Raw genomic sequence first — 23006 nt, 5'->3', positions numbered from 1 at the left:
TGTCCTCTCGGGGAACGGGGGGAGGAATAGGGGATCTGGATCACGGTGCCGGCTCGGGTTCCGGTTCGGGTGGCGCGCACGTGAGCGACTGTGTCACGGAACCGAACGAGGAGAGCCGATTCTGCCAGGTCAGCGTCCACGTCCACGTCACGACCCCGGCGTCGTCGGCGGTCGACGTGGTGGACAGTGCATAGTCGGCGGGGTTGGCCGTCACCGTGGGGCTCGGCGCGGTGGTGTCTTCGCTGCGGCACTGCTCGGTGGGGAACGACACGCGGGCCGTGTACTCCGCGCCGGCCGCAGGCGTCACGGTGACGGGGTCGCCGCACCGCGACGTGTTGAAGCGCACGCAGTAGTAGGCCTGGATCGTCCCCGGATGCTGACCGAGCTGGTCCGGGCCGAAGAGGCTCGCGAAGTCGTCGGTCTTCGCTCCGCCGTCCTTGCTGTAGAAGACGCGATAGAGCGCCGAGTTCGAGTATCCGGGGCCGTTGACCCGATCCCACAGGTACGTGCTCGTCTGCGAGATCGAGTACGACCCGGCATCCGGAGCGGGGATGCCTTCGGTCGGGGTCGCGGAACCCGACTTCTCGGCGCGTCCGAAGCTCTGGCCGCTGCGCTCGGTCACGGCGCAGGCGGTCACGGTGCTCTCCCGCCAGAGATCGCGGTTCTCGAAGGTCCGGCTGGTCGTCCCGCCGTCGGCGCCGAGCACGAGCGTCGGCTCGCACGTGCCGCCGTCGATTGCGAAGCCCACGAGGATGCGGTCGCCGACGCCGTTGGGGGACACGGTCGCGGTCGCCGTCACGGTCCCCGGATTGGAGCTGCGCGATGCGGTCACCTCAAGCGTCAGCGCCGGCGCGCCGATGCCGTTCGCCCGGAACGAGTACGCGGCTCCGGCTTGAGAGCCGCCCGGGATCGGCGGCAGCTCGAAGCGCGTCAGCGGCGTCGCCGTGAGCGGGGTGGGGCTGTTGGAACCGATGACGTAGCCGGAGAAGGTGACGCTCGACCCCCGCACCGGCTGGGTGACGTCGCCGCCGCTCCCACCGGAGAGCGTCACGGTGCCGGTGGAGTCGTCGATCCCCGTGATGGTGATGTTCGCGACACCGCCGCTCGTGCCGTTGGGCACCGGCTCGACGATCGATCCCGTCGGCGCGGCGGGCGCGGCGTACGCCCACGCCGACACCTGCACGTCGCTGCGGGACTCGCCGACCGAGTTGTACGCGGTCGCCTGGTAGGTGACGGGCGTGCCGAGCTCGGCGGGGATCGCAGGACACGCGCCCGCCGCGTCGCACGTGGCGACGACCCGCCCGCCGGCCCGGATGCGGAATCCGTCGACGGCCGGGTAGGAGCGGGTGTCGGCGATGACCCGGAGGGTAACGCTGTCGCCGGTGAAGCCGATCCAGTCGACGCGCGTGGGCGCCGCGGGCAAACCCTGGAGATCGAGCAGGATCGTTCCGTTGCGGTCACCTGCCGAGGTGCGTCCCTGCGCGTCGGCGACGACGAAGGATGCCGTGCAGTCGGCGGCCCCCGGGGCATCCGTCGACCACGACGCGCGCACGGCCGTAGCGCTGGCCTTCGTGAAGGTCACGCCCGTGCAGTTGGCGGGCGATCCGACCGACACCAGGGCCAGCGGCGTGCCCGGCAGCGGGTTGATCTCGCCCGAGGTGCCGATCACGGTGATCGTGCACGAAGACGCACCGTCGGCCTGCGAGCATCGCTGGCTCGCCGTGCCGCCCTTGGGCAGCTGAGAAGGAGCGGGTCCCACCGTGAGGTTCAGCGCGGCCGCCGTCGCGTCGGGGTGGCTCGGCAACGCCACCGAGACCGCTTCCTCGCGGCCAGGTCGGGCGTCGTCCTGCGCCGTGACGGTGAGCACCGAACCGGATCGGCTGACCTCGAACTGGTCGCCCCGGTATCCGTCGGCGAACTCCAGGCTGTCCCAGTCCTCGCGGCCCGCCCAGCCGACCATCGTCGTGAGGTCGTACTCCTGCGTCTGGCCCGGGCCGACCGTGATCGATGCGCTCCGCAGGAACGGCTCCGGGTCCTCCGCCTCCACCACGACGCGGATCGTGAGGTAGGTGTAGTCATCCTGTACGTCGAGCTTCACGGGCACGACGCACGTGTCGGTCCAGGGGGAGTCCGCGCCCGCCGTGTAGCGGATCGTCGTTCCCGACACGCTCTCGCAGCGAGCGTTGACGCGGATGCCGCCGGCGCGGACGCCCTCGGCATCCACCTGCAGCGTGCGCCCCTCGGGGACGGCGATGGCGGCCGCGAGGTCGAGGTCGCGCGATTCGTTCTCCCGCACGTCGATCTGTGCCGCGTCGGCGCGCAACGACAGTCGGACGTCCTGATCGCCCGGCACCCGCAGGAAGCCGTACGAGACGACCTCGGTGCCGTCGAAGGAGGTGCCGGTGACGCGGAAGGGGATGAGGAGCGACTCGGAGGGGATCTGGCCGCGGATGCGCGCTCCGTCGACCTCGATCCCGGGGTGCGAGCCCCACAGTGACAGCGTGAGGCCGTCGACGTCGCCCGTGTTCCACGCGACCTTGCCCGAGAGCACGTCGACGCCCGTCGGGAACGCCTCGCGCGTCTCGATGGTCAGGGTGGTGTCGGTCACGACGGGGTAGTCCGGCACGGGCATCGGCACCGCCTTGACCACGATGAGTCCCATCGCGGTGTCGCCGGTCTGATTGCGGACCGTGTAGACGTACGACGACGTGCCGGGCGTCTCGCCGGCCCGGACGGTCACCTCGCCGTCGTCGATCGTCCCGAGGAGGGATGCCAGGGTGTCGAACTCCGCGGAGCCCTCCGGCGCGTTCGGGACGACCGACTCGAGCGTCAGCGCGCCGCCGGCGGGATCGACGTCGTTGTCGGCGGGCCGGACGCGTGCCTCGCTGTCGGCGCCGACCTGGATCTGCAGGTAGTCGCTGAACGTCACGGGGCTGGGGTCCGACTCGGAGGCGAGCACGCCCACGCGCACCTCGGCCTGCCCGAGAGCCCCCTCGGCATCCCGCACCTGGTAGCGGAACGCGTCCTGTCCGCTGAAGCCCACCGGGCTGGTGTACACGATCGCGTCGCCCTCGGCCGAGATCGTCGCCGTACCGCCCTGAGCGGGCTGCGTGAGTACACGGTCGAGCGTCACGGCGTCGCCGTCGGGATCGACACCGAACCGGTCGAACGGGATGCGGACGGACTCGCCGCTGAGCACCCGCCCCTCCAGAACGCGGGGGAGCGGTGCCCGGTTGGCCTCGTCGCCGACCACGGTGATCACGACACGGGCCGTGTCGGTCGCGTCGGGGAATCCCAGGCGGAAGATCGTGTAGCCGACGCTGTAGGTCCCGGGTTCCTCGGGTGCGAGGTAGCGCACGAGCCGGCTCGTCGCGAAGGCCAGTCCTGCGCCGGACTCGTTGACGATCGTCGACGGGTCGACGGAGATGAGTGCACCGGCGGGTGCGCTGTCGTTGCCGAGGACGGGGATGTCGATCTGCGCTCCGGCCCGCACCGTCACGGTGTCGTCCACGGCGATCGGGGGGTCGCTCTGCGGTGAGTCGAGCAGGATGACGGTCAGTTCGCCGGCCGCCGTCGCGGCGGGGGCGCCCGTGCCGTCGGACACGGTGTAGCGCACGACCCCCAGCACGCCCGGTGCACCGTCGTCGGTGGTGCCGCTCACCCGGATCATGCGCTGTCCCACCAGGTCGACGCTCATGGTCGCCTGGGCTGCGCTCTCGGGTCGCAGATCGCTCAGCAGCAGCACGCGTCCGGCGGGGTTGGTCACCGCCGGGAACACGTCGGCGGTCGCGTCTTCGCTCGGACGCACGAAGGCGGTGAGCGGCGGGGTGGAGATGACGGTCTCGGCCGGGTCGCGCATGGTCACCCGGATCGTCGCGGTCTCCTCGCCGCGGTCATCGCGCACGGTGTACTGCAGCAAGTACGACCCGGGTGCCTCCGCGGCGAACTCCATGCTCAGGTCGGCGGCGTTGGCCGCGACCGAGGCGGCGCTCTCGTCGAGGACGACGGCGCCGGTGAGGAGGGGGATGCCGGTGGTTCCGCTCACGTGCGCGTCGACATCGATCGACAGCGGAGTGCCCGCGACGCCCACGAGGGCGAAGGAGTCGACCGTCAGGCGCGGAGAGGGGGTCACGGCGACCGTCATGGAGCGCCGCGTCGTCGCGCCGCGCGCATCGGCGACGGTCAGGGCGAGGGTCACGTCGACCGCTTCGTCCGCGTTGGCGTCGGGATGCTGGTAGGTGACGGTGCCGTCGGGCTGACCGGCGGCCGTGCCGATGCCGGTCTCGTTCTCCACCGAGGCGAGATAGATCGGATCGCCGTCGGGGTCGATCCAGCCGTAGAGGGCGTCGACCGTCACGGTGCCGCCGGGGACGACGGTGGGTCGCGGCGGATCGGCGAGGCAGTCGTCGGGATCGCAACGGGTCGGCGGGCGATTGACGTCGTCCGGAACGACGGTCAGGGTGACCGTGGCCTCGTTCGACAGCAGCCCGTCGGCCGAGGTGCCGTCCGTGACGCGGTAGCGGAAGGTCGCCGTTCCCGTGGCGTCGGGCGCGACGTCGACCACGAGGGTCTGCTCCGCGCCCGCGATGGTGACCGACCCGAACGCCGGGGCCAACCCACTCAGCGAGGTGACCTCGACGCTCAGGACGTCCTCGTTCGGGTCGTGGTCGTTCAGGAGGATGGGCAGAGCCGCCACGGAGCCGGCGCGCACGCCGAAGGCGTCGTCCTCGGCGACGGGCGGCTTGGGGTCGATGACCCGGTCGGCGACGGTGTCGTCGTCGGGCGCCGCCTCCGACGTCTCCTCGAGGGCCCACTGCTGGGACGACGCGATGAGGGCCCCCTCGGGCACCGTCCACACCCAGCCCGAGCTCCGCTCGTTGAGGGCGACGCGCGCGCCGTCGGTCAGGAACTCGGGATCGACCTGTTCCCCGAGCGTTGCCGTCCCGTAGTCCAGGGGATTGAGCGTCGGAGCATCGGTGGTCCACAGTGCGCCGCCGCTCTCGCCGTCGCCGAGCCACGCGGCGAAGGTGGTGCCGGCCTGTGTCAGCGGCGCGGCGGGCGTTCCCAGACCGGATGCCGGTGCAGTGACGGTCCGCTCTGCGGTCCCACCGTCGAGCGATACGCGGACGAGTCCCTCGGGATCGGCGAGGAAGAGGTCTCCTGCGCCGGTGGACGGACGCTGCAACCGCGCGCCGACGACGGCGCCTGTGGCGATCTCCTCGTCGCGGCCCTGCACGCGCACCCCGCCGGTGGCCTCGTCCAGGAGCGCCCAGCGGCCGCCGACAGCGGTCAGCTGGACCTCCGCGGGAGCGCTGTCGACGGCATCCTCACCGAGAATCCGTCCCGTGCGGGCGTCGGCGCGCAGCACGCGCGACTCCGCTGCCGAATAGAGGTACGCGACGCCGTCGGCATCGACGGTGCTCGCCGTCGCCGCGAACCGCGGCCGCTCCTGCCCCTCCTCGACCTCCACGTCGGCATACGGGTCGATCGCGACGGCGTCCCCGCCACCGGAGAGCGTCGCCACCCAGACGCCGCCGACGTCGGTGCGGAAGGCGAGGAAGTCGCCCGCCGCGGCGACGTCGACCGTGCCGGGCGGGGTGCGGGTGAAAGCATCCGTCGTCGTCGCCGTGAGGTCGGCCGGAGTGGCCATGTCGACGTCGGCGAACTGGGTGTCGCTGTCGGCGAAGACGAAGAGCCGATCGCCCGTCTGGGCCAGCGAGCTCGCGTTCTCGGCGGTCTTCACGGTGTCGAGTTCGCCCAGCTCCAGATTCACCCGCGCGTAGGCGTCGCCGGCACCGGTCTGGACCGCCCACAGCGTCCCGTCGTCGAGCGGGGTCTCCCGCGCGTCGAAGCCGGGCCAGATGACCGCCAGCGTCGTCACCAGCCCGGCCACGACGACGACCGCACCGGCACCGATGAGGGTGCTGGTGCGGGGCCGGCGACGACGGAGCGGGTCGGACACGTCAGCCCCCTCCCGCGATCAACGAGGCGACGGTCACGCCGGCGGCGATCACGGCGGCCGCGCTCCCGAGCAGGAGCGCCAGTCGCAGGCCGCGCCGGCGAGGAGGCGAGGGCTCCGATCCGGCGAGGACCGTGCCGTCGTCGGGGGCGCGACGGGTGTGCGGGGTTGCGGCCCGGGCGGCGCGCCGCGACGCGTAAGCGACGGACGGGCGCACGGGGCCCCGCGCGCGGTCGTCCGCGAAGTCGATCGCCGCCCCCGCCGTGGCCCACTCGTCGACGGCGACCTCCATCGGCGTGTGCGCGAGACCCATCTCGTGCTGGACGAGTTGCAGATCGTAGGCGAACTCCGCCACCGAGGCGTGGCGGGCGGCGGGATCCTTGCTCATGGCGCGCGCGAGCACGCCGTCGAGGCGGGGCGGGACGTCCGCCCGGCCGACGGGCGTATACGCGGCGCGGCGGATGCGCGTCTTCAGCTGCTCGCGGGTGTTCTGGCCGCTGCCCGCACGCTCGAACGGGCTCCGGCCCGCCAGGAGCGAGTAGACCGTCGCGCCGAGCGACCACACCTCCGCGGGAATCGACCCGGGGATCTTCTCATCGACGATCTCGGGCGCGCTCCAGGGGACCGACATGGCGAACACCTCGTCTGCTCCGGTCCGTCCGCTCACCGCCGCGGCGATGCCGAAGTCGCTGAGCACGGGCGCACCGAACGCGGTGACCAGGATGTTCGACGGCTTGATGTCGCGGTGCAGCAGTCCCGAGCGGTGTGCCGTCTCGAGCGCGGAGGCGATCTTGATGCCGAGCTGCAGCACCTCCGCCACGGGGATCGCCTCGCGTCGATACCTCGTGGTCAGCGACGTCGGACAGTACTCCATCACGAGGTACGGGCGTCCGTCGGCGGAGATGCTCGCCTCGTACACCGTGAGGATCGAGGGGTGGGAGCTCAAGCGGGCCATGACGTCGGCCTCCGCATTGAACATCCGCAGGAGCCCCTCGTCGACGATGTCCTTGAGGAGCACCTTGACGGCGACGGGCCGCCGGGGGAGATTCTGCTCGAACAGGAAGACGTCGGCGAACCCGCCCGTGCCGAGGGGGCGGACGTACGTGAAGCCGCCGAGGACCGGAGGCGAGGAGGGCAGACGGGCGGCCACGCTCACCTCCCGCCGTCGGCGACGCCGACCGTCGCGATGACCTCGTCGCCGAGGTCGAGGGTGGCGCCGGGTGCGAGCGCCGCGGAGGCGCCGTGGCGCAGGAGCTGCATCGCGCCGTCGGGATCGCGCACGATCGTGCCGTTGGTGGAGCCGAGGTCGCGGGCGATGACCGCCTCGGCATCCAGACGCACCTCCAGGTGCGCGCCGGAGATCTCCCGCCGCGGTGAGGGCAGGGTGATCAGCCGCGCGCCCGGGTGCGCCGCCGGCTTGGGTGACCGTCCGAACACGACGGGGAGATCGAGATCCAGCTCGCGGCCGTCGCTCAGTCGCAGTACGGGACGCGTGCCGCCGCGCCGATGCACGCGGCTGAACTCGGTGCGGTCGTCGGCCGGCTCGGGAAGATGCTCACGGCGGAGGGTTCCCACGGGCGGCCCGGGCGGAGCCGCCTCCTCCGCGGGCAGCCCCCAGTCGAGGCGATCCGCCCGCACGACGCCGCGCCCGAGGGGAAGGCTCCCCAGGAGGGCGGGGGCGGGCCCGAGCTGCAGGGTGAGCCCGGCGACCTCGCTTGCGGCGCTCTCGCGCCATGTCAACGAACCCTCGCCGGTGCGCACGTCGCCGCCGGCCAGCACGATCTGTGCTCCGCCGCGGACGGCGAGGGCGACCGATCGGGTGGGAGCGTCGACGAGCTCGACGACGGCGAAATCGGCCACGGCGGCGAACCCGGGGTCGGCCGCGGGCGTCTCGGCGGACATCGCGGCCAGCACGGATGCCAGGTCGGCGGCGAGAGAGTCGCCGTCGCCCGCCGTCACACCGGAATCGGATGAGCTGAGTGCCCGCCACAGTCGGAGGGCGGTCGCGTCGTCGGCGTCGGCGGAGACGACCGCGAGGAAACGCTCGGACACCATGGCGTAGCCGGCGACTGCGGGGTCGCGGGCGACGGCATAGGTGAACACGAGAACAGCCTAAATGGCCGCGGCGACGGGACCGAGTGCGGCGTGGGCCGCGCGCCTCACACCCACCCCTGCAACCAATTGTGCAGGCGGTAGAAGTCATAGGGGACCTGCATCGCCGACCACAGCGGATACCAGAACGCCGAGACGGCGATCGCGACGGCGAGGAAGACCGCCACGGTGCGTCGTCCCGCTCGTCGCCGGTCGGGATCGCGGCTTCTCCCGCCGGCGAGGTCGCGCAGGGCGAAGACGAGGGCCAGCAGCAGGAACGGCCAGATCGCGACCGTGTAGAACTGGAACACGGTGCGGCTGAAGAAGAGCCACGGCAGCCACGTCGAGGCGATGCCGACGAGGACGAGCGCGTGTCGCCAGTCGCGGTCGAGAGTGAAACGGTAGACGAGGTAGACGGCAGCCGCCACCGATGCGTACCACAGCAGCGGGTTGGGCATGCTGTAGAGCACCTCGAGGCATCCGTTGGTGCCGCCCGTGCAGCCGTCCTGACCGTCGATCGTGGATGCCGCGTGCATCGAGGTGGGTCGCCACAGCAGGGGCCACTGCCACGCCGGGCTCATGTAGCTGTGCTCGGCGGTGATGTTGAGCATGGCCCGGTAGATCGTCTCGTGGTACCGCCACAGGCTCTGCAGGGGAAGAGGCACCCACGCGAACAGCCCCGTCGCGGGGTCGGCATCCGCCGACTGCCGGTCGTAGCCGCCGGTGGTCGTCAGCCATCCCGTCCACGACGCGAGGTAGACGACGAAGGCCACCGGAACGAGCAGGACGAAGGACACGAGCCCCTGGCGCACCGCATCGACCGGCCAGTACACGACGCCCAGCCGGCGACGCTCCAGCGCATCGCTGATGACGAGATACAGGCCCACCGCGGCGAGCACCCACACCCCCGACCACTTGACCCCCGTGGCCGCGCCGGCCGCGACGCCCGCGGCGACCACCCACGGCCGGTTCCACAGCACAGGGCCCCAGAGCGGACCGTCCTCGCCCCGCGCGCGCGCCACGACTACCGCCGCAAGCCGGTCGACGTGCCGTCGTCGATCCAACACCACGAACCAGAACGTGAGCAGCACGAAGAAGGTGAGGAAGATGTCCAGGAGAGAGACGCGACTGAGGACGATGCCGAGTCCGTCGATCGCGAGCAGACCCGACGCCGTGCCGGCGAACACGATGGACCCCGTCATGCTCTTGGCCAGGAGGTAGAGCAGCAGCACGCACCCCGTGCCGAACAGCGCGGCGGAGATGCGCCAGCCGAACGACGACTCGGGCCCGAAGATCCACATGCCGATGCCGATGAGGAACTTGCCCAGCGGCGGGTGGACGACGAAGCTCGGGTCGGTCGTGAAGACGTCGGTCTGGCCGGACACGAACAACTCGTTCGCGCCCTCGGGCCACGTGGCGGGGTAGCCGAGCACCCACTGGCTCCAGGCGTCCTTCACGTAGTAGGTCTCGTCGAAGACGAGGACGTGGGGATGCCCCAGACTCCACAGGCGGAGCACCGCCGCGACGAGCGTGACGACGGCCGGGACGACCCACCCGTAGAGGCGCCGCAGCCGCGGCTCGGCCGACATCCGCGTGCGCCAACGGTCGTAGAAGGAGGCGCGCGCGTCGGGGAGCTCGGGCAGCAAGGGCTCGACCGTCTTCGTCACGGGCACCAGCCTATGCTGGGGCGGTGATCATCCTCGCTGCGACGCCGATCGGGAATCTCCGCGACGCCTCCCCGCGACTCGTCGACGCGCTCGAGTCGGCCACGCTGATCGCCTCCGAGGACACCCGGACGACGCAGCGCCTCCTGCATGCCCTCGGCGTCGCGAACCGACCACGGCTCGTCGCCCTGCACGACCACAACGAGAAGCAGCGAGCGGGGGAGCTCGCCGAGCGCGCGGCGGCAGAGGACATCCTCGTGCTGAGCGACGCGGGCATGCCCACCGTCAGCGACCCCGGCTACGGCCTCGTGGCCGCCGCAGTCGCCCAGGGCGTCGCCGTCACCGTCATCCCCGGCCCCTCCGCCGTGGTCACCGCGCTCGCCGTCGCGGGGCTTCCCACCGATCGGTTCACCTTCGAGGGGTTCCTCCCTCGCAAGCCCGGCGAGCGGCGCTCCGCGCTGGGGGCGCTCGCGTCGGAGCCCCGCACCATGGTGTTCTTCGAGGCGCCGTCGCGCCTGGCGGCGACCCTCCACGACATGGCCGGAGCGTTCGGCGACGACCGTCCGGCCGCCGTGTGCCGCGAACTCACGAAGCTGCACGAGGAGGTCGTGCGTGACGGTCTCGCCGCCCTCGCCGTGTGGGCCGACCAGGGAGTCCGCGGCGAGATCGTCGTCGTGGTGGGTGGGGCGACGGCCCGCTCCGTCTCGGAAGAGGACGCCGTCGCCCAGGTGCTCGCGCTGGTGGGCGACGGCATCCGACTGAAGGATGCCGCCGCCGAGGTCGCCGGTCAGACCGGGCGCCGCTCGCGCGACCTGTACCAGGCCGCGCTCGCGGCGCGCGGGGCTCCTGCCGTCAGCCCTTGACCGAGCCGGCGGTCAGGCCGCCGATGATGTAGCGCTGCAGGCCGAGGAAGAGCGCCAGCACGGGCACCGAGGCGAGGATCGCGCCGGCGGCGAACAGGCCCCAGTTGCTGGAGAGCTGGTTCGAGACCCACTGGAACATCCCGACCGCGAGCGTCCAGTTGTCCTCGGAGACGAGCACGATCTTGGAGATGATGTAGTCGCCGAACGAGGCGATGAACGCGAGCAGCGCGACGACCGCGAGGATCGGGGTCACGAGCGGCATGATGATCGTCCAGAAGATCTGCGCGTGCGTCGCGCCGTCGATCTTCGCCGACTCGTCGAGCTCCATCGGGATCGTGTTGAAGAACCCGTACATGAGGAACGTGTTCACGCCCAGCGCGCCGCCGAGGTAGACGCAGATGAGCGCGATCTTCGAGTTGAGGCCGAGCGCGGGGAACACCTCACCGATCGCCAGCAGCATCAGGAAGATGGCGACGAAGGCGAGGGCCTGCGGGAACATCTGGATGATGAGCAGTGACGTGAGGCCGGCGCGGCGCCCCCGGAAGCGGAACCGAGAGAACGCGTACGCGGCGGCGGCGCCCATGAGCACCGCGCCGAGCGCTGCGGCGAGCCCCACCTGCAGCGTGTTGCCGTACCACGTCCAGTAGCGGGTCTCGCTGAGGGCGGCGTAGTTGCCGAGATCGAACGCCGCGAACAGCGAGTTGCTCGCCGCGAGGCTGCCGCCGGGGTTGAGCGAGGCCGAGACGACGTAGACGAGCGGGAAGACGGCGTAGAAGATGATCACCGCGCCGAGGAGGTACTTCCAGCCGACCTCCAGGAGCCAGCGCCGACGGACGGCGCTGCGTCGCCCGGCGTCGAGCGTGACGGCAGAGCGGGCCTCTCGGGCTTCACGGGTGGTGCTGCGAGTGTCGTTCGCCGTGGACATCACTGGTACTCCTCGAGCTTCTTGGTCTGGCGGAAGGCCAGGGCGGAGATCAGTCCGACGACGATGAACACGAGGATCGACAGCGCGCTGGCGAGACCGTAGTCGGCCTTCCCGCCGTTGACGCCCGAGATGTCCCAGATCGCGGAGATGAGGATGTCGGTCGCGCCGAGCGCGTATGGCGCGCCGGGTATCGCAGGGCCGCCGTCGTTGAACATGTAGATGATCGTGAAGTTGTTGAAGCTGAACGCGAACGACGAGATCAGCAGCGGCGCCGTCGCGACGAGCACGAGCGGCAGAATGATCGAGCGCAGCTGGCGGAAGCGGCCGGCGCCGTCGATCGAGGCCGCTTCGAGCGCGTCGGCGGGGAGCGCCTGGATCGCGCCCGTGCACACCAGGAAGTAATAGGGGTAGGTCAGCCAGACGTTGACGAACAGCACCGCGAGTCTGGCGAGCCAGGGATCACCGAGCCAGTCGATGTTGACGCCGCCGAAGAAGAACTCGTTGATGACGCCGAACTCGGCGTTGAACATGCCGCGGAACAGCAGCGCCGACATGAAGGCGGGGAAGGCGTACGGAAGGATGAAGAGGGTCCGCAGGATCTTCCGGCCCTTGATGCGCTCGTCGTTGAAGATGATCGCGAAGATGAGACCCATCGCGAACGGCACGATCACCGACAGCAGCGCCCACGCGAACGTCCACGCGGTCACGAGGGCCAGCGGCTGGATCATCGCGGGATCGGTGAACAGCCGCAGGAAGTTGTCGAAGCCGACGTGCACCGTCCAGCCGGTCGGGAGCATCGTCCCGTCGTCGCTCACGAAGTTGCCGGTGTCCGATGCGCGGTAGACCGTGCCCGAGGCGGTGTCGGTGATCGTCTGCGCATCGGCATCCCAGGTGAGAGTCGACTGGTAGATGGATGCCGAACTGCCGTCGTTGGTGCGCAACGACCCCGCGTTGGGATCGTCGGAGATCGGCACGCGCAGCGCGATGACCTCCTGCTGGAGGGCCTGGTCGCTGATGATGTCGTTGCGCGGGACGATCGTCCAGCCGGGCACCTCGGTGGGAGCGCCCGCGGCGCCCGCCGTGCCGACGACGCCGAGCGGCGCTTCGGCCGAGCCCGCCTTGATCTGACCGTCCTCGACGATCGCGAAGCCGAGCGTGCCGTTCTGCTCGACGATCGCGAGGGGGAACGTGGGGGAGCCCTCCACGCGGCGCTCGCCCTGGCTGAGGGCGGCCTGCACGGCCTGCTCCTGCGAGCCGACGTGGCCGGCGCCGTAATTGGTGAAGGCGATGTACGCCGTGTATCCGAAGATGAAGACCTGGAAGACCAGGAGGAAGCCGAGCCCCGGCAGGAGGTACTTCAGGGGCAGGGCGCGCTTGGTGAAGTACACGATGTCGGCCGCGAGCAGCAGCACGACGGCGGCACCGCAGATGAGCCACGACTCGGCCTGAGCGGCCGCGAAGATGCCCATGATGCCGAAGGCGTTGACGACGCCCATGATGGCGAGCTTCACGAGGAAGCCCCAGCCGATGCCGTTCCACCGGCGGCCGTGCGGTTCGCTCGGTGCGGATGCCGGGGCGGCCGGGCTCGGGGGCGCGGCCTGCGCCGTGGCGGTGTCGTTCGGAACCGACATGTGCATCTCCTTCGGGGGTGCTGAGCTCCGGGGGCGGGCGGTTCACCCGCCCCCGGAGACGTCAGCGGTTCAGTCGATCAGCCGATCAGCGCCTGCAGGTCGGTGATCATCTTGTCCCACGTGGATGCCGGGTCGGCGCCCTTGATGATCTGCACCTGTGCCGCGTTCCAGAGGTCCCAGACCGAGCCCATCTCGGGGATGTTCGGCATCGGAACGCCGTTCTGCGACGAGGCGACGAAGCCCGCGATGACCGGGTCGGACGAGACCTCGGTGGCGAGGTCGTTCCACGCGGGGATGCGCGGGTCGGCCTCGTACAGCGCCTTCTGAGCGTCGTACGTGGCGAGGTACTTCGTGAGGAACTCCTGCGCGACGAGCGCGTTCTTGCTCTGCGAGCTCACGTAGAAGCCCTGCACGCCCACGAACGGCGCGGCCGTCTCGCCGCCGGCCGAGGGGATCGGGTTGACCTTGATCTCCACGCCGTCGGCGGTGAGGGCCTCGATCGCCCAGGGGCCCTGGACGGTGTAGGCGGCCTTGCCGCTGGCGAAGAGCTCGTTGTTGGTGTCGTAGTCGATCGTCGTCGAGATGTAGCCGTCGCCCTTCTCGCCGTTGGCGCCGAGCCACTCGGCGAACGCGGTGCCCGCGTCGCCGCCCATGCCGACCTCGCTCGTGTAGCCGTCGGCGTTGCTGACGAACACCGGGGCGCCGAAGGAGGTCTGGAAGCCGTACATCGTGTAGGCGTCACCGGTCTGGCCAGCCGTGTTGATCACGATCGGACGCTCGGCGCCCGCGTCGGTCGCCGCCTTGATGGCGTCGTCCCACGTGGCCGGCGCGTCGTCGCCGACGAGCTCGGTGTTCTGGACGAGCGCGATCGTCTCGAGCGAGTAGGGGAGAGCGTAGAGCTGACCGTCGTAGGTGAAGGCGTCGAGCGAGACGGGGGCGAAGTTGCTCGCCGTGTCGGTCAGGTCGACGGGGGAGACGACACCGGCCTGCACGAGGCTGCCGAGCCAGTCGTGCGCGCCGATGGTGATGTCGGGGCCCTCGCCGGTCGGGACCTGGTTGGTGAAGTCGGTGCGGATGTCCTCGAAGTTCTTCTGGACCAGCTCGATCTTCCCGCCGGTCTCCTCCTCGAAGGCCGCCGCGGCGGCCTCGATGGCGGGCTTGCGGTTCTCGTCGGTCCAGACGGTGAGGGTGACGCCGCTGGCGTCGATCGCGTCTTCGGTCTCGCTCGGCGTCGGGGTGGTGGGGGTGCTGCTGCAGCCCGCCAGCAGGAGGCCGGTCGCTGCGAGTGCAGCGATGCCGATTGCCATCTTGCGCATGGATTGTCCTTCCAAAGGGTGGTCGTTCCGGCGCGGCCTCGGTGAAGTCGCGTCGTCACGACCGATGGTGGGATGCCGCGGCCGGTCAGCCGCGACGGTGGTGTCTCTCAGTGCTGATTCGCGGGTCGCCCCGCAGGAGAGCGGTCGATCATCGACCACCCCCTTCGGCTGTGCGCTGTGTGCGGATGACGGCCACGTCACCCGCGTTCAGCACCAGCATGCCCCGTGCTTCCTCCTGTGTCAGCAGGTCGAAGCCCGAAGTGTGCAACGAAACGGCATCCATTCCGTGGTTGATGGCGACGAGGTACTCGGCCTCGTCGGAGATGCGCCGCACCGACTCGACACCGGCGGGGAGTCCCGCGGGCGCGATGCCGGCGTCGGCGTAGGCGGCGTCGAGCACGGCGGCCAGGCCTGCCGCGTCGGGGCGCGTGCTGACGTACCACCCGGTGCCCTCGCCGTGCGTGTTGCGGGTGACGGCGGCCCGTCCGGCGGCAGGGCCGTCGAGGTAGGTCGCGCGCACCTGCGCCGTGCCGAGGACGAGGTCCTCCTGCCACGTGTCGGCGTCGTAGCGAACACCGTCGAGCTCGACGGCGGCGACGTGGCCCGAGCGCAGCGGCAGGTGCTCCTCGACCCGCACGCCCAGCGCGGGCTCGAGCGGGGCGCCGAAGCCGCCCGCGTGGACGGCGTCGTTCTCGTCGACCACGCCGGAGAAGAAGGAGACGACGAGCGTGCCGCCGCCGGCGACGTACGCGTTGAGGTTCTCGGCATCCGCTGTGCTCAGCATGTACTGCGCGGGGGCGAGTACGAGCTTGTAGCCGGAGAGGTCGTGGCCCGGGAGGGCGAAGTCGACGGTGATGCCGTCGCGCCAGAGCTTCTCGTAGAACGCGCGGACGCGCTCGTCGTGGCTGACGTCCTCCGACGGGCGCCACTCGAGATCCTGCGCCCAGAACGACTCGAAGTCCCACAGGATGGCGACGTCGGCGTGCACGCGCGAGCCGCGCACCTCGGCGAGACGGTCGAGCTTGTCGCCGAGATCGACGACCTCGCGCCACACGCGGGAGCCGGTGCCGGCGTGCGGCAGCATCGCGGAGTGGAACTTCTCGGCCCCCGAGCGCGAGGCGCGCCACTGGAAGAACAGGATGCCGTCGGCCCCGCGGCCGAAGTGGGAGAGCGAGTTGCGGGCCATCTCGCCGGGCCGCTTGGCGACGTTGCGCGGCTGCCAGTTGACGGCGGAGGTCGAGTGCTCCATGAGGATCCACGGCGCACCGCCGCCGACGGATCGGGTCAGGTCGGCAGCGATGGCGAGACCGATCTCGCCCTCCTCGTCGGCCGCCCAGAGGTAGTGGTCGTCGGAGACGATGTCGACCTCCCGCGCCCACGCCCACAGGTCGCAACCGCCGTGCTGGTTGGCCATGAAGTTGGTCGTGATGGGGCGGTCGCTGTGGGCGCGAATAGCGTCGCGCTCGGCGATGAAGCAGGCGCGGAGCTGGTGGTCGGTGAAGCGGGCGAAGTCGAGGCGCTGCGCGGGGTTGATCACCGACGGCGCGGTCGCAGGGGCGCCGATGTGGGCCCACTCCCCGTAGTGCTGGCCCCAGAATGCGGTGCCCCACGCCGCGTTGAGCGCATCGAGCGTTCCGTACTTCTCGCGCAGCCACTCGCGCCATGCGGCCACGGCGTGCGGGGAGAAGTCTTCGCCGACGGGCACGCCGTACTCGTTGTGCACGTGCCAGAGCACCACGGCGGGGTGCGAGCCGTAGCGGCGCGCGAGAGCATCTGCGATGCGCACCGAAGCCGCGCGGTACGCGGGCGACGAGTGGGATGCCATGCCCCGCGCGCCGAAGCCGAGCGGCACGCCGTCGCGGGTGACGGCACGGGCGTCCGGGTGGTCGGCGAAGAACCACGCGGGCGGGGAGGCGGTGGGGGTGCCGAGGTCGACGGCGATCCCGTTCGCGTGGAGCAACTCGATCACATCGTCGAGCCACGCGAAATCGAACTCGCCCTCGCGCGTCTCGAGCAGGGCCCAGGAGAAGATCCCGACGCTCACGAGGTTGACGCCCGCCTCGCGCATGAGGGCGACGTCTTCTTGCCACACCTCGCGGGGCCACTGCTCCGGCGTGTAGTCGCCGCCATAGGCGATGCCGGAGATCGCGGGCCACATGGTGGCGGGCGAGGGGCTGGGGCTCATGGCGTCGGGTCCTCGTTGTCCTGCTGTCCGGGCTCCGACCAGGACGTTCTGGCGGAGCGGGGGCTGTGACCGGTCACAGCCGCCGTCCCAGTGTATGTCGGGCTTTCGGAGCCGCAGTGCCTTCGTTACCGAACTGTGACCGGTCCCAGATTCCCGGTCGTCACGACGGAGGCAGACGCGCGGAGAGCGGTAGAGTCGCCCTGATGTCAGCAGCAGAACACCCCCGAAAGCCGACGATCCGCGATGTCGCGGCCGTCGCCGGTGTCAGCCACGGCACCGTCTCGCGGGTCATCAACGGAGGCCACTGGGTCTCGCCCGAGGCGCGCGCCGCCGTCGACGCCGCGATCCTCCAGACCGGGTACACCGCCAACCACGCCGCGCGCAGCCTCGCGACCGGACGCGCGAACTCCCTCGCCTTCCTCCTCACCGAGCCGCAGCACCTGCTGTTCGCCGACTCGACGTACGCGCTGCTCCTGCGAGGCGCGACCGAAGCGCTCGCCGCTCGCTCGATGACGCTCGTGCTGCTGATCGCCGGTACGCCGGAGGAGCAGGCCACCGTGGAGCAGTACGTCCGCGCCGGCCACGTCGACGGCGTGCTGCTGGTCTCCTCGCACGAGTCCGACTCGCTGCTCGCCTCGCTCGTGGCAGCGGGCGTCCCCACCGTGTGCGCCGGCATCCCCCTCGCGGCCGCGTCGGTGCCGCACGTCTCGGTCGACGAGGTCGATTCGGCGCGGTCCATGACGCGGTACCTGCGCGAGCGCGGACACCGGAAGATCGCCATCATCACCGGCCCCAACGACACCCCCGGCGGCCGTTTCCGCCTCGTCGGCTTCCAGGAGGAGATGGGCGACGCGTTCGACCCCGACCTCGTGGAGCAGGGCAGCTACGAGCAGTCCAGCGGGGATGCCGCCATGACCCGGCTCCTCGAGCGAGCGCCCGACATCGACGCGGTGTTCGCGGCATCCGACGTCATGGCCGTGGGCGCCATCGCTGCCCTCCGCCGCGCGGGCAAGCGCGTCCCCGAGGACATCGCGGTCGCGGGCTTCGACGACTCCGGGCTCGCCGAGGTGCACGATCCGCCGCTGACCACGGTGCGTCAGCCGTGGACCGAGATCTCGCACACCATGGTCGACATGGTGCTCGACGTCATCGCGGGCCACCCGCGGGAGGCGGTCGTGCTCCCGACCTCGCTCATCGTGCGCGACACGGCCTGACCCCCGCGCTCCCAGCGGCGGTGAGCGCCCACCCGCCGTCACACTCGCCGAGCGCGCGCGTCCGGCCAACTAGAATCCTCGGGTGAGCACCGGCCGTTCCTTCTACATCACGACGCCCATCTACTACCCGAGCGATCTTCCCCACATCGGTCACGGGTACACGACGGTCGCCGTCGACACGCTGGCGCGCTGGCACCGGCAGGCCGGCGACGACACCTGGATGCTCACGGGCACCGACGAGCACGGTCAGAAGATGCTGCGGGCCGCCGCCGCCAACGGCGTCACTCCTCAGGAGTGGGTCGACAAGCTCGTCGAAGAGTCGTGGTTCCCGCTGCTGAAGTCGCTCGACGTCGCCAACGACGACTTCATCCGCACGACGCAGCAGCGCCACGAAGATCGCGTGCAGCAGTTCGTCCAGGCGCTCTTCGACCGCGGCTACATTTACGCGGGGGAGTACGAGGCGCTGTACTGCGTCGGCTGCGAGGAGTTCAAGCCCGAGGCCGAGATCGTCGACGGCACCGGGGCCTTCGAGGGGCTCAAGGTCTGCGCGATCCACTCCAAGCCGCTCGAACTCCTGCAGGAGAAGAACTACTTCTTCAAGCTCAGCGAGTTCGGCGACCGGCTGCTCGAGCTCTACAAGACCGAGCCGGACTTCGTACGCCCCGAATCGGCGCGCAACGAGGTCGTCTCCTTCGTCAAGAGCGGACTGAAAGACCTCTCCATCTCCCGGTCGGCGTTCGACTGGGGCATCCGGGTTCCGTGGGACGACTCCCACGTCATCTACGTGTGGGTCGACGCTCTCCTCAACTACGCGACCGCGGTCGGATACGGCACCGACCCCGAGCAGTTCGACCGTCGCTGGCCCGCGTTCCACGTCGTCGGCAAGGACATCCTCCGGTTCCACGCCGTCATCTGGCCCGCCATGCTGATGGCCGCCGGACTCGACGTGCCGCGCGGCGTCTTCGCCCACGGATGGCTCCTGGTCGGCGGCGAGAAGATGTCCAAGTCCAAGCTGACGGGCATCGCGCCGACCGAGATCACCGATGTCTTCGGCTCCGACGCCTACCGCTTCTACTTCCTCTCCGCCATCGCGTTCGGTCAGGACGGGTCGTTCTCCTGGGAAGACCTCTCCGCCCGCTACCAGGCGGAGCTCGCCAACGGCTTCGGCAACCTGGCATCCCGCACGACGGCGATGATCGAGCGCTATTTCGAGGGCGTCATCCCGCCCGAGGGGGAACAGGCAGAGGGCGACCGCGTCATCCGTGAGACGGTCGCGAACGCGGCCGCGGCCGCGGACGCCGCCATGGAGCGCTTCCGCCCCGACGAGGCGATCGCGTCGATCTGGACGATCGTCGACGCGCTCAACGGCTACATCACCGAGAACGAGCCGTGGGCGCTCGCGAAGGACGACGCGCAGCGTGGGCGCCTGGGCACCGTGCTGTACACGGCGGCGGAGGGTCTGCGCGCACTCGCTGTGCTGCTCTCGCCATTCATGCCGTCGGCCACCGAGAAGCTGTGGATCGCGCTCGGCGCGGCCGAATCGCTCGGCCGGCTGCAGGATCAGCCGCTGCGCGAGGCGGGCGCGTGGGGGGTGCTGCGCGCCGGCACGAGCGTCAACGGCCTCGCGCCGCTGTTCCCGCGCATCGAGCAGGCGTGACCGCGATACCCCGAGGCATGTCCCGAATGCGGTCGGTGCATGTCCCCGTTTCGGCGGGGCATGTCCCGATTTCGGCTGTTGGAGTGGGCCCTGACCGACCGAAAGTGGGACATGCTGTGACTGACACCGGAGGGAAGAGGCAGTGACCGAGGCCGCCGATCCGTCGCAGTACGTCCGCACGCGCGAGAAGGGCACGCGCGACGTCACCTACCCCGATCCGCCCGAACCGCTCGCGGTATCGGTGTACGACAACCACGCGCACCTCGAGATCGAGGACGGCGTCGGCCTGTCGCTCGACGAACAGCTTGATCGCGCCGCGGCGGTGGGCGTCATCGGGGTCGTGCAGGCCGGTGGCGACATCGCCTCGAGCCGCTGGTCGGCGTGGGCCGCGGCATCCCACCCGCGGGTGCTCGCCGCCGTCGCGATCCACCCGAACGAAGCGCCCGCCTACGCCGCGGAGGGGCGGCTCGGCGAAGCGATCGGCGTGATCGACGAGCTCGCCGGGCAGCCGCGCGTACGGGCGATCGGCGAGACCGGGCTGGACTTCTTCCGGACGGATGCCGACGGCATCCCCGCCCAGTACGAGAGCTTCGAGGCGCACATCGCGCTGGCCAAGAAGCACGACATCGCGATGCAGATCCACGACCGCGACGCGCACGACGCCGTCCTGGAGACGCTGGAGCGCGTGGGCGCGCCCGAGCGCACCGTCTTTCACTGCTTCTCGGGTGATGAGGCGATGGCCCGTCTCGCGGCCGACCGGGGCTACTGGCTCAGCTTCGCGGGCAACGTGACCTTCAAGAACGCGCAGAATCTCCGCGATGCCCTCGCCGTGACCCCGCGCGAGCGCATCCTCGTCGAGACCGACGCGCCGTTCCTCACTCCGACCCCGCATCGTGGCCGGCCGAACGCGCCGTACCTCATCCCCGTGACGGTGCGCTTCCTGGCGGCCGAGCTCGATGTCGAGGTCGACGAGCTGTGCGCCCAGCTGGCCGCGAACACGCTCGAGGTCTACGGCTCCTTCGACTGAGCGTCGCGCCTGCCGCTGCCGTTCCCGCGCGGCAACCGGGGGCGCAGCCGCGACCGCGCCGCCGTCAGCGCGTGGTCGAGCCGCCGACGAGCTCCCACGGCAGGTCGACGACGAACGGGCCGTCGTCGGGGAGGATGCCGCCGAGCGCGGTGAACATGGCATCCGCCGCGAGCTCGGGGTGCACGCAGGCGCGGGTGACGCCGAGGCGTTCGTTGCGGGCGCAGTCGCCCGACCCGGCGGCGCTCGTGCACAGCGCGATCAGCTGCACATCGCGGGGGACGACCAGCGACGTGGCCTCCAGCTGCACGAAGATCTCGGGACCCTCCTCGCAGAAGGCGAAGATCGCGTCCGCACCCCGGTCGAGGAGATCACGCACCTCTCGCGCGAGGCGGCGGCGGCCCGCGTCGACGCGGGCGACGAGCGGGGTGCGCCCGCGGACCGCGGTCCACGCGAGGTACGCGCTCTCGCCGATCTGGTCGCGGGGTACTTCGCTCTCGTCTACGAGGAATCCGATGCGCTCGGCGCCGGTCGCCTCGAGGTGGGCGAGGCCCGCGCGCACGGCGGCGTCGTAGCCGGTGCGGACGCTCAGCCCGGGTGCGCCCGCGATGTAGAGGTCGCTCGCGACGACCGGGATGCCACGGGCGGCTGCTTCACGGAGCACGGCGCGGTCGTCGGCGGGGTCGGGGAAGTACAGCACATCGATCTGCGCGCCCGGGAGGAGGTCGGGGCGGGAGTCGGGCAGCACGGTCACGGTGAAGCCGTGCTCGGCGGAGGAGCGGACGAGCGCGGTGAGCTGCCGTGCCCGCTGCAGGGCGCGCCTCCCGTCGTCGCGCGCACTGTCGGACATCACGAAGCCGACCGACATCGTCCGGCCGCTGCGCAGTGCCGCCGCGTGCTTGTTGGGGCGGTACCCCAGTTCAGCCGCGATCGCCTTGATGCGCTCGCGCGTCTCGGGGCGCAGGCTGCCGCGATCGTTGAGCGCTTGGCTGATGGCGGCGGTGGACACCCCGGCGCGCAGAGCGACGTCTTTGAGGGTGACGCCGCGGCCCTCGCTCACGGCTGCTCCGGGGCCGCGGGCGGCGGGAGGACGGTGGCGATGGCGTCGGCCCATTCCGTGCCGTGACCGCCGGCGGCCAGGCCGTGCCCACGCGCGATGAAGCCGTGGAGGAGGACACCGGAGAAGTGCCGCAAGGCCGCCTCGGTCTCGGCGCTGGCGCCGCGGGCCACCTCGCTCTCGAGCACGCCGCGCACGTGCTCGCGGAGGGCGACGACCGCCGGCGACACCTCGTGCACGCGGTGCGCGGCGGCGTGGCGGCGCGCGGCAGCGTCGACGATCTCGCGCGCGTGGCCGAGCGTCGCGTTCTCGTCGATCGGCGCGTGCACGCGCACGGTCTCGAGGTCGAGCAGTTCGATGCCGGGGAGGGCGCGGATGCCGGGGTCGACGTTGCGCGGCATCCCGAGATCGACGATCACCTGCGGCGTGCGCACTCCGGCGCGGGCGACCGCGTGGTCGTCGGCGGTGAGGGCGTACTCGTGCGTCGTGGTGGTGCAGGTGACCACCACGTCGGCGGTGGCGGCTTCGGCGGCGTAGTCGGCCGCGTCGACGACGGTGAGGTGCTCGCGGTGCGCGAAGCGCTGACGCCCGGAGCGCGAGTGCACGCGGATGTCGCGGGCGCCGACGTCGCGCAGGGCGGCGAGGGATGCCGCGGCGTACCGTCCGGTGCCCACCAGCAGGACGCGGGCCTGCGACCAGTCGTCGAGCCGCGAGCCGGCGAGGTCGACGGCGAGCCGTACGAGGGATCGCCCCGACTCGCCGAGGCGCGTGCTGTTTCGCACGGCCCGGGAGGCCTCCGTCGCGCGCTGGAAGAGCTGCTCGAGCGGGGCGGTCGTGAGGCCGTCGCGACGTGCGGCGTCGAGCGCGCGGCGCACCTGGCCGGCGATCTCGTCTTCGCCGACGGCGACGGAGTCGAGGCCGGCGGCCACGGAGAAGAGGTGCTTGGCGACGCGGTGCCCCTGGGCGAACTCGACGGTGTCGCGCACGGTGCGGAAGGGGAGGCCCGCGAGTCCCGAGAGCTGTTCCATGGCGGCATCCATGGCGGGCACCGGGGAGGCGTCGTCGAGGTCGAAGTACGCCTCGAAGCGGTTGCAGGTCGAGAGCACGACGGCGCCGCGGATCTCGTCGTGGGATGCCTTCAGCCGCACCGCGACCTCGTCGCCCATGCCCGCCAGTCGCTCGAGCGAGTCGAGCGGCGTGGTGCGCTGGTGGGCGGTCAGGCAGACGAGCAAACGAGGTATCCGTTCGGAGGGGCGCGGTGTCGGGCAGTTCGCCGATCAGGGTTAGTATAACGATTAACTCGATCGAGGAGCCGCATCATTCCTGTGTCCGACACGCCCGCGTCCGTCCCGTCCGCACCGACCGTCTCCGGCCTCTCCGCGGCCCACCCGCTGCTGACGCAGGGCACCGCCTCGTCGCG

General features: G+C 71.1%; 14 protein-coding genes. 4 read left to right on the top strand and 10 right to left on the bottom strand.

Annotation, left to right across the window (positions count from 1 at the left end; all coding sequences use genetic code 11):
* Positions 1–40: 40 nt before the first annotated feature.
* The 4 genes from ACSQ18_RS09345 to ACSQ18_RS09330 are packed head-to-tail and all read right to left on the bottom strand — an operon-like array spanning position 41 to position 9717.
* On the bottom strand, positions 41–5962 hold the full coding sequence (locus tag ACSQ18_RS09345) for an Ig-like domain-containing protein (protein ID WP_436036964.1): 5922 nt from the start codon (positions 5960–5962) through the stop codon (positions 41–43).
* A gap of 1 nt (position 5963) precedes the next feature.
* Positions 5964–7109: a serine/threonine-protein kinase gene (locus ACSQ18_RS09340; RefSeq protein WP_436036962.1), complete on the bottom strand. Its 1146-nt coding sequence runs from the start codon at positions 7107–7109 to the stop codon at positions 5964–5966.
* A 2-nt stretch (positions 7110–7111) separates the two neighbouring features.
* The gene (locus ACSQ18_RS09335; protein ID WP_436036960.1) at positions 7112–8062 is read right to left on the bottom strand and encodes an FHA domain-containing protein; all 951 of its coding nucleotides are present in this window, start codon (positions 8060–8062) and stop codon (positions 7112–7114) included.
* 56 nt (positions 8063–8118) lie between these two features.
* Positions 8119–9717, bottom strand: a complete 1599-nt coding sequence (locus tag ACSQ18_RS09330) for a dolichyl-phosphate-mannose--protein mannosyltransferase (protein ID WP_436036958.1) — start codon at positions 9715–9717, stop codon at positions 8119–8121.
* 23 nt (positions 9718–9740) lie between these two features.
* Here ACSQ18_RS09330 and rsmI point away from each other — a divergent pair, with 23 nt between their 5' ends.
* On the top strand, positions 9741–10577 hold the full coding sequence (rsmI, locus tag ACSQ18_RS09325; protein WP_436036956.1) for a 16S rRNA (cytidine(1402)-2'-O)-methyltransferase: 837 nt from the start codon (positions 9741–9743) through the stop codon (positions 10575–10577).
* Here rsmI and ACSQ18_RS09320 read toward each other — a convergent pair.
* The 4 genes from ACSQ18_RS09320 to ACSQ18_RS09305 all read right to left on the bottom strand — a co-directional run bounded on the left by ACSQ18_RS09320 (position 10567) and on the right by ACSQ18_RS09305 (position 16634).
* On the bottom strand, positions 10567–11502 hold the full coding sequence (locus tag ACSQ18_RS09320; protein WP_436036954.1) for a sugar ABC transporter permease: 936 nt from the start codon (positions 11500–11502) through the stop codon (positions 10567–10569). The genes rsmI and ACSQ18_RS09320 overlap by 11 nt on opposite strands.
* Positions 11502–13133, bottom strand: coding sequence for an ABC transporter permease subunit (locus ACSQ18_RS09315; protein WP_436036952.1), 1632 nt, complete (start codon positions 13131–13133; stop codon positions 11502–11504). The genes ACSQ18_RS09320 and ACSQ18_RS09315 overlap by 1 nt, the downstream gene beginning before the upstream one ends.
* A gap of 77 nt (positions 13134–13210) precedes the next feature.
* Positions 13211–14449 carry a sugar ABC transporter substrate-binding protein gene (locus tag ACSQ18_RS09310; RefSeq protein WP_436036950.1) on the bottom strand — a complete coding sequence of 413 codons (1239 nt, stop codon included), beginning with the start codon at positions 14447–14449 and terminating at the stop codon, positions 13211–13213.
* Positions 14450–14597: 148 nt separating this feature from the next.
* A complete protein-coding gene (locus ACSQ18_RS09305) occupies positions 14598–16634 on the bottom strand; it encodes a beta-galactosidase (RefSeq protein WP_436036948.1) in 2037 nt (678 codons plus the stop codon).
* 203 nt (positions 16635–16837) lie between these two features.
* On the opposite strand from ACSQ18_RS09305, the gene ACSQ18_RS09300 reads away from it, so the two are divergent.
* From ACSQ18_RS09300 to ACSQ18_RS09290, 3 genes are all read left to right on the top strand, one after another.
* Entirely contained in the window at positions 16838–17848 is a 1011-nt protein-coding gene (locus tag ACSQ18_RS09300; protein WP_144808367.1) for a LacI family DNA-binding transcriptional regulator, read from the top strand.
* A gap of 82 nt (positions 17849–17930) precedes the next feature.
* A complete protein-coding gene (gene metG / locus ACSQ18_RS09295; RefSeq protein WP_436036946.1) occupies positions 17931–19505 on the top strand; it encodes a methionine--tRNA ligase in 1575 nt (524 codons plus the stop codon).
* A gap of 142 nt (positions 19506–19647) precedes the next feature.
* Positions 19648–20532: a TatD family hydrolase gene (locus ACSQ18_RS09290; protein WP_436036944.1), complete on the top strand. Its 885-nt coding sequence runs from the start codon at positions 19648–19650 to the stop codon at positions 20530–20532.
* A gap of 64 nt (positions 20533–20596) precedes the next feature.
* Here the strand turns inward: ACSQ18_RS09290 and ACSQ18_RS09285 are convergent, their stop codons facing one another.
* Positions 20597–21589 carry a LacI family DNA-binding transcriptional regulator gene (locus ACSQ18_RS09285; RefSeq protein WP_436036942.1) on the bottom strand — a complete coding sequence of 331 codons (993 nt, stop codon included), beginning with the start codon at positions 21587–21589 and terminating at the stop codon, positions 20597–20599.
* Positions 21586–22818, bottom strand: coding sequence for a glutamyl-tRNA reductase (locus tag ACSQ18_RS09280; protein WP_436036940.1), 1233 nt, complete (start codon positions 22816–22818; stop codon positions 21586–21588). Before ACSQ18_RS09280 ends, ACSQ18_RS09285 begins: the two co-directional genes overlap by 4 nt.
* Positions 22819–23006: the final 188 nt, after the last annotated feature.

It is taken from the genome of Microbacterium sp. LjRoot45 (genome assembly GCF_964253325.1).
Taxonomy (GTDB): domain Bacteria; phylum Actinomycetota; class Actinomycetes; order Actinomycetales; family Microbacteriaceae; genus Microbacterium.
The sequence above is the reverse complement of the archived record's forward strand: the minus strand, read 5'-3'. Positions and strand labels throughout refer to the sequence as shown.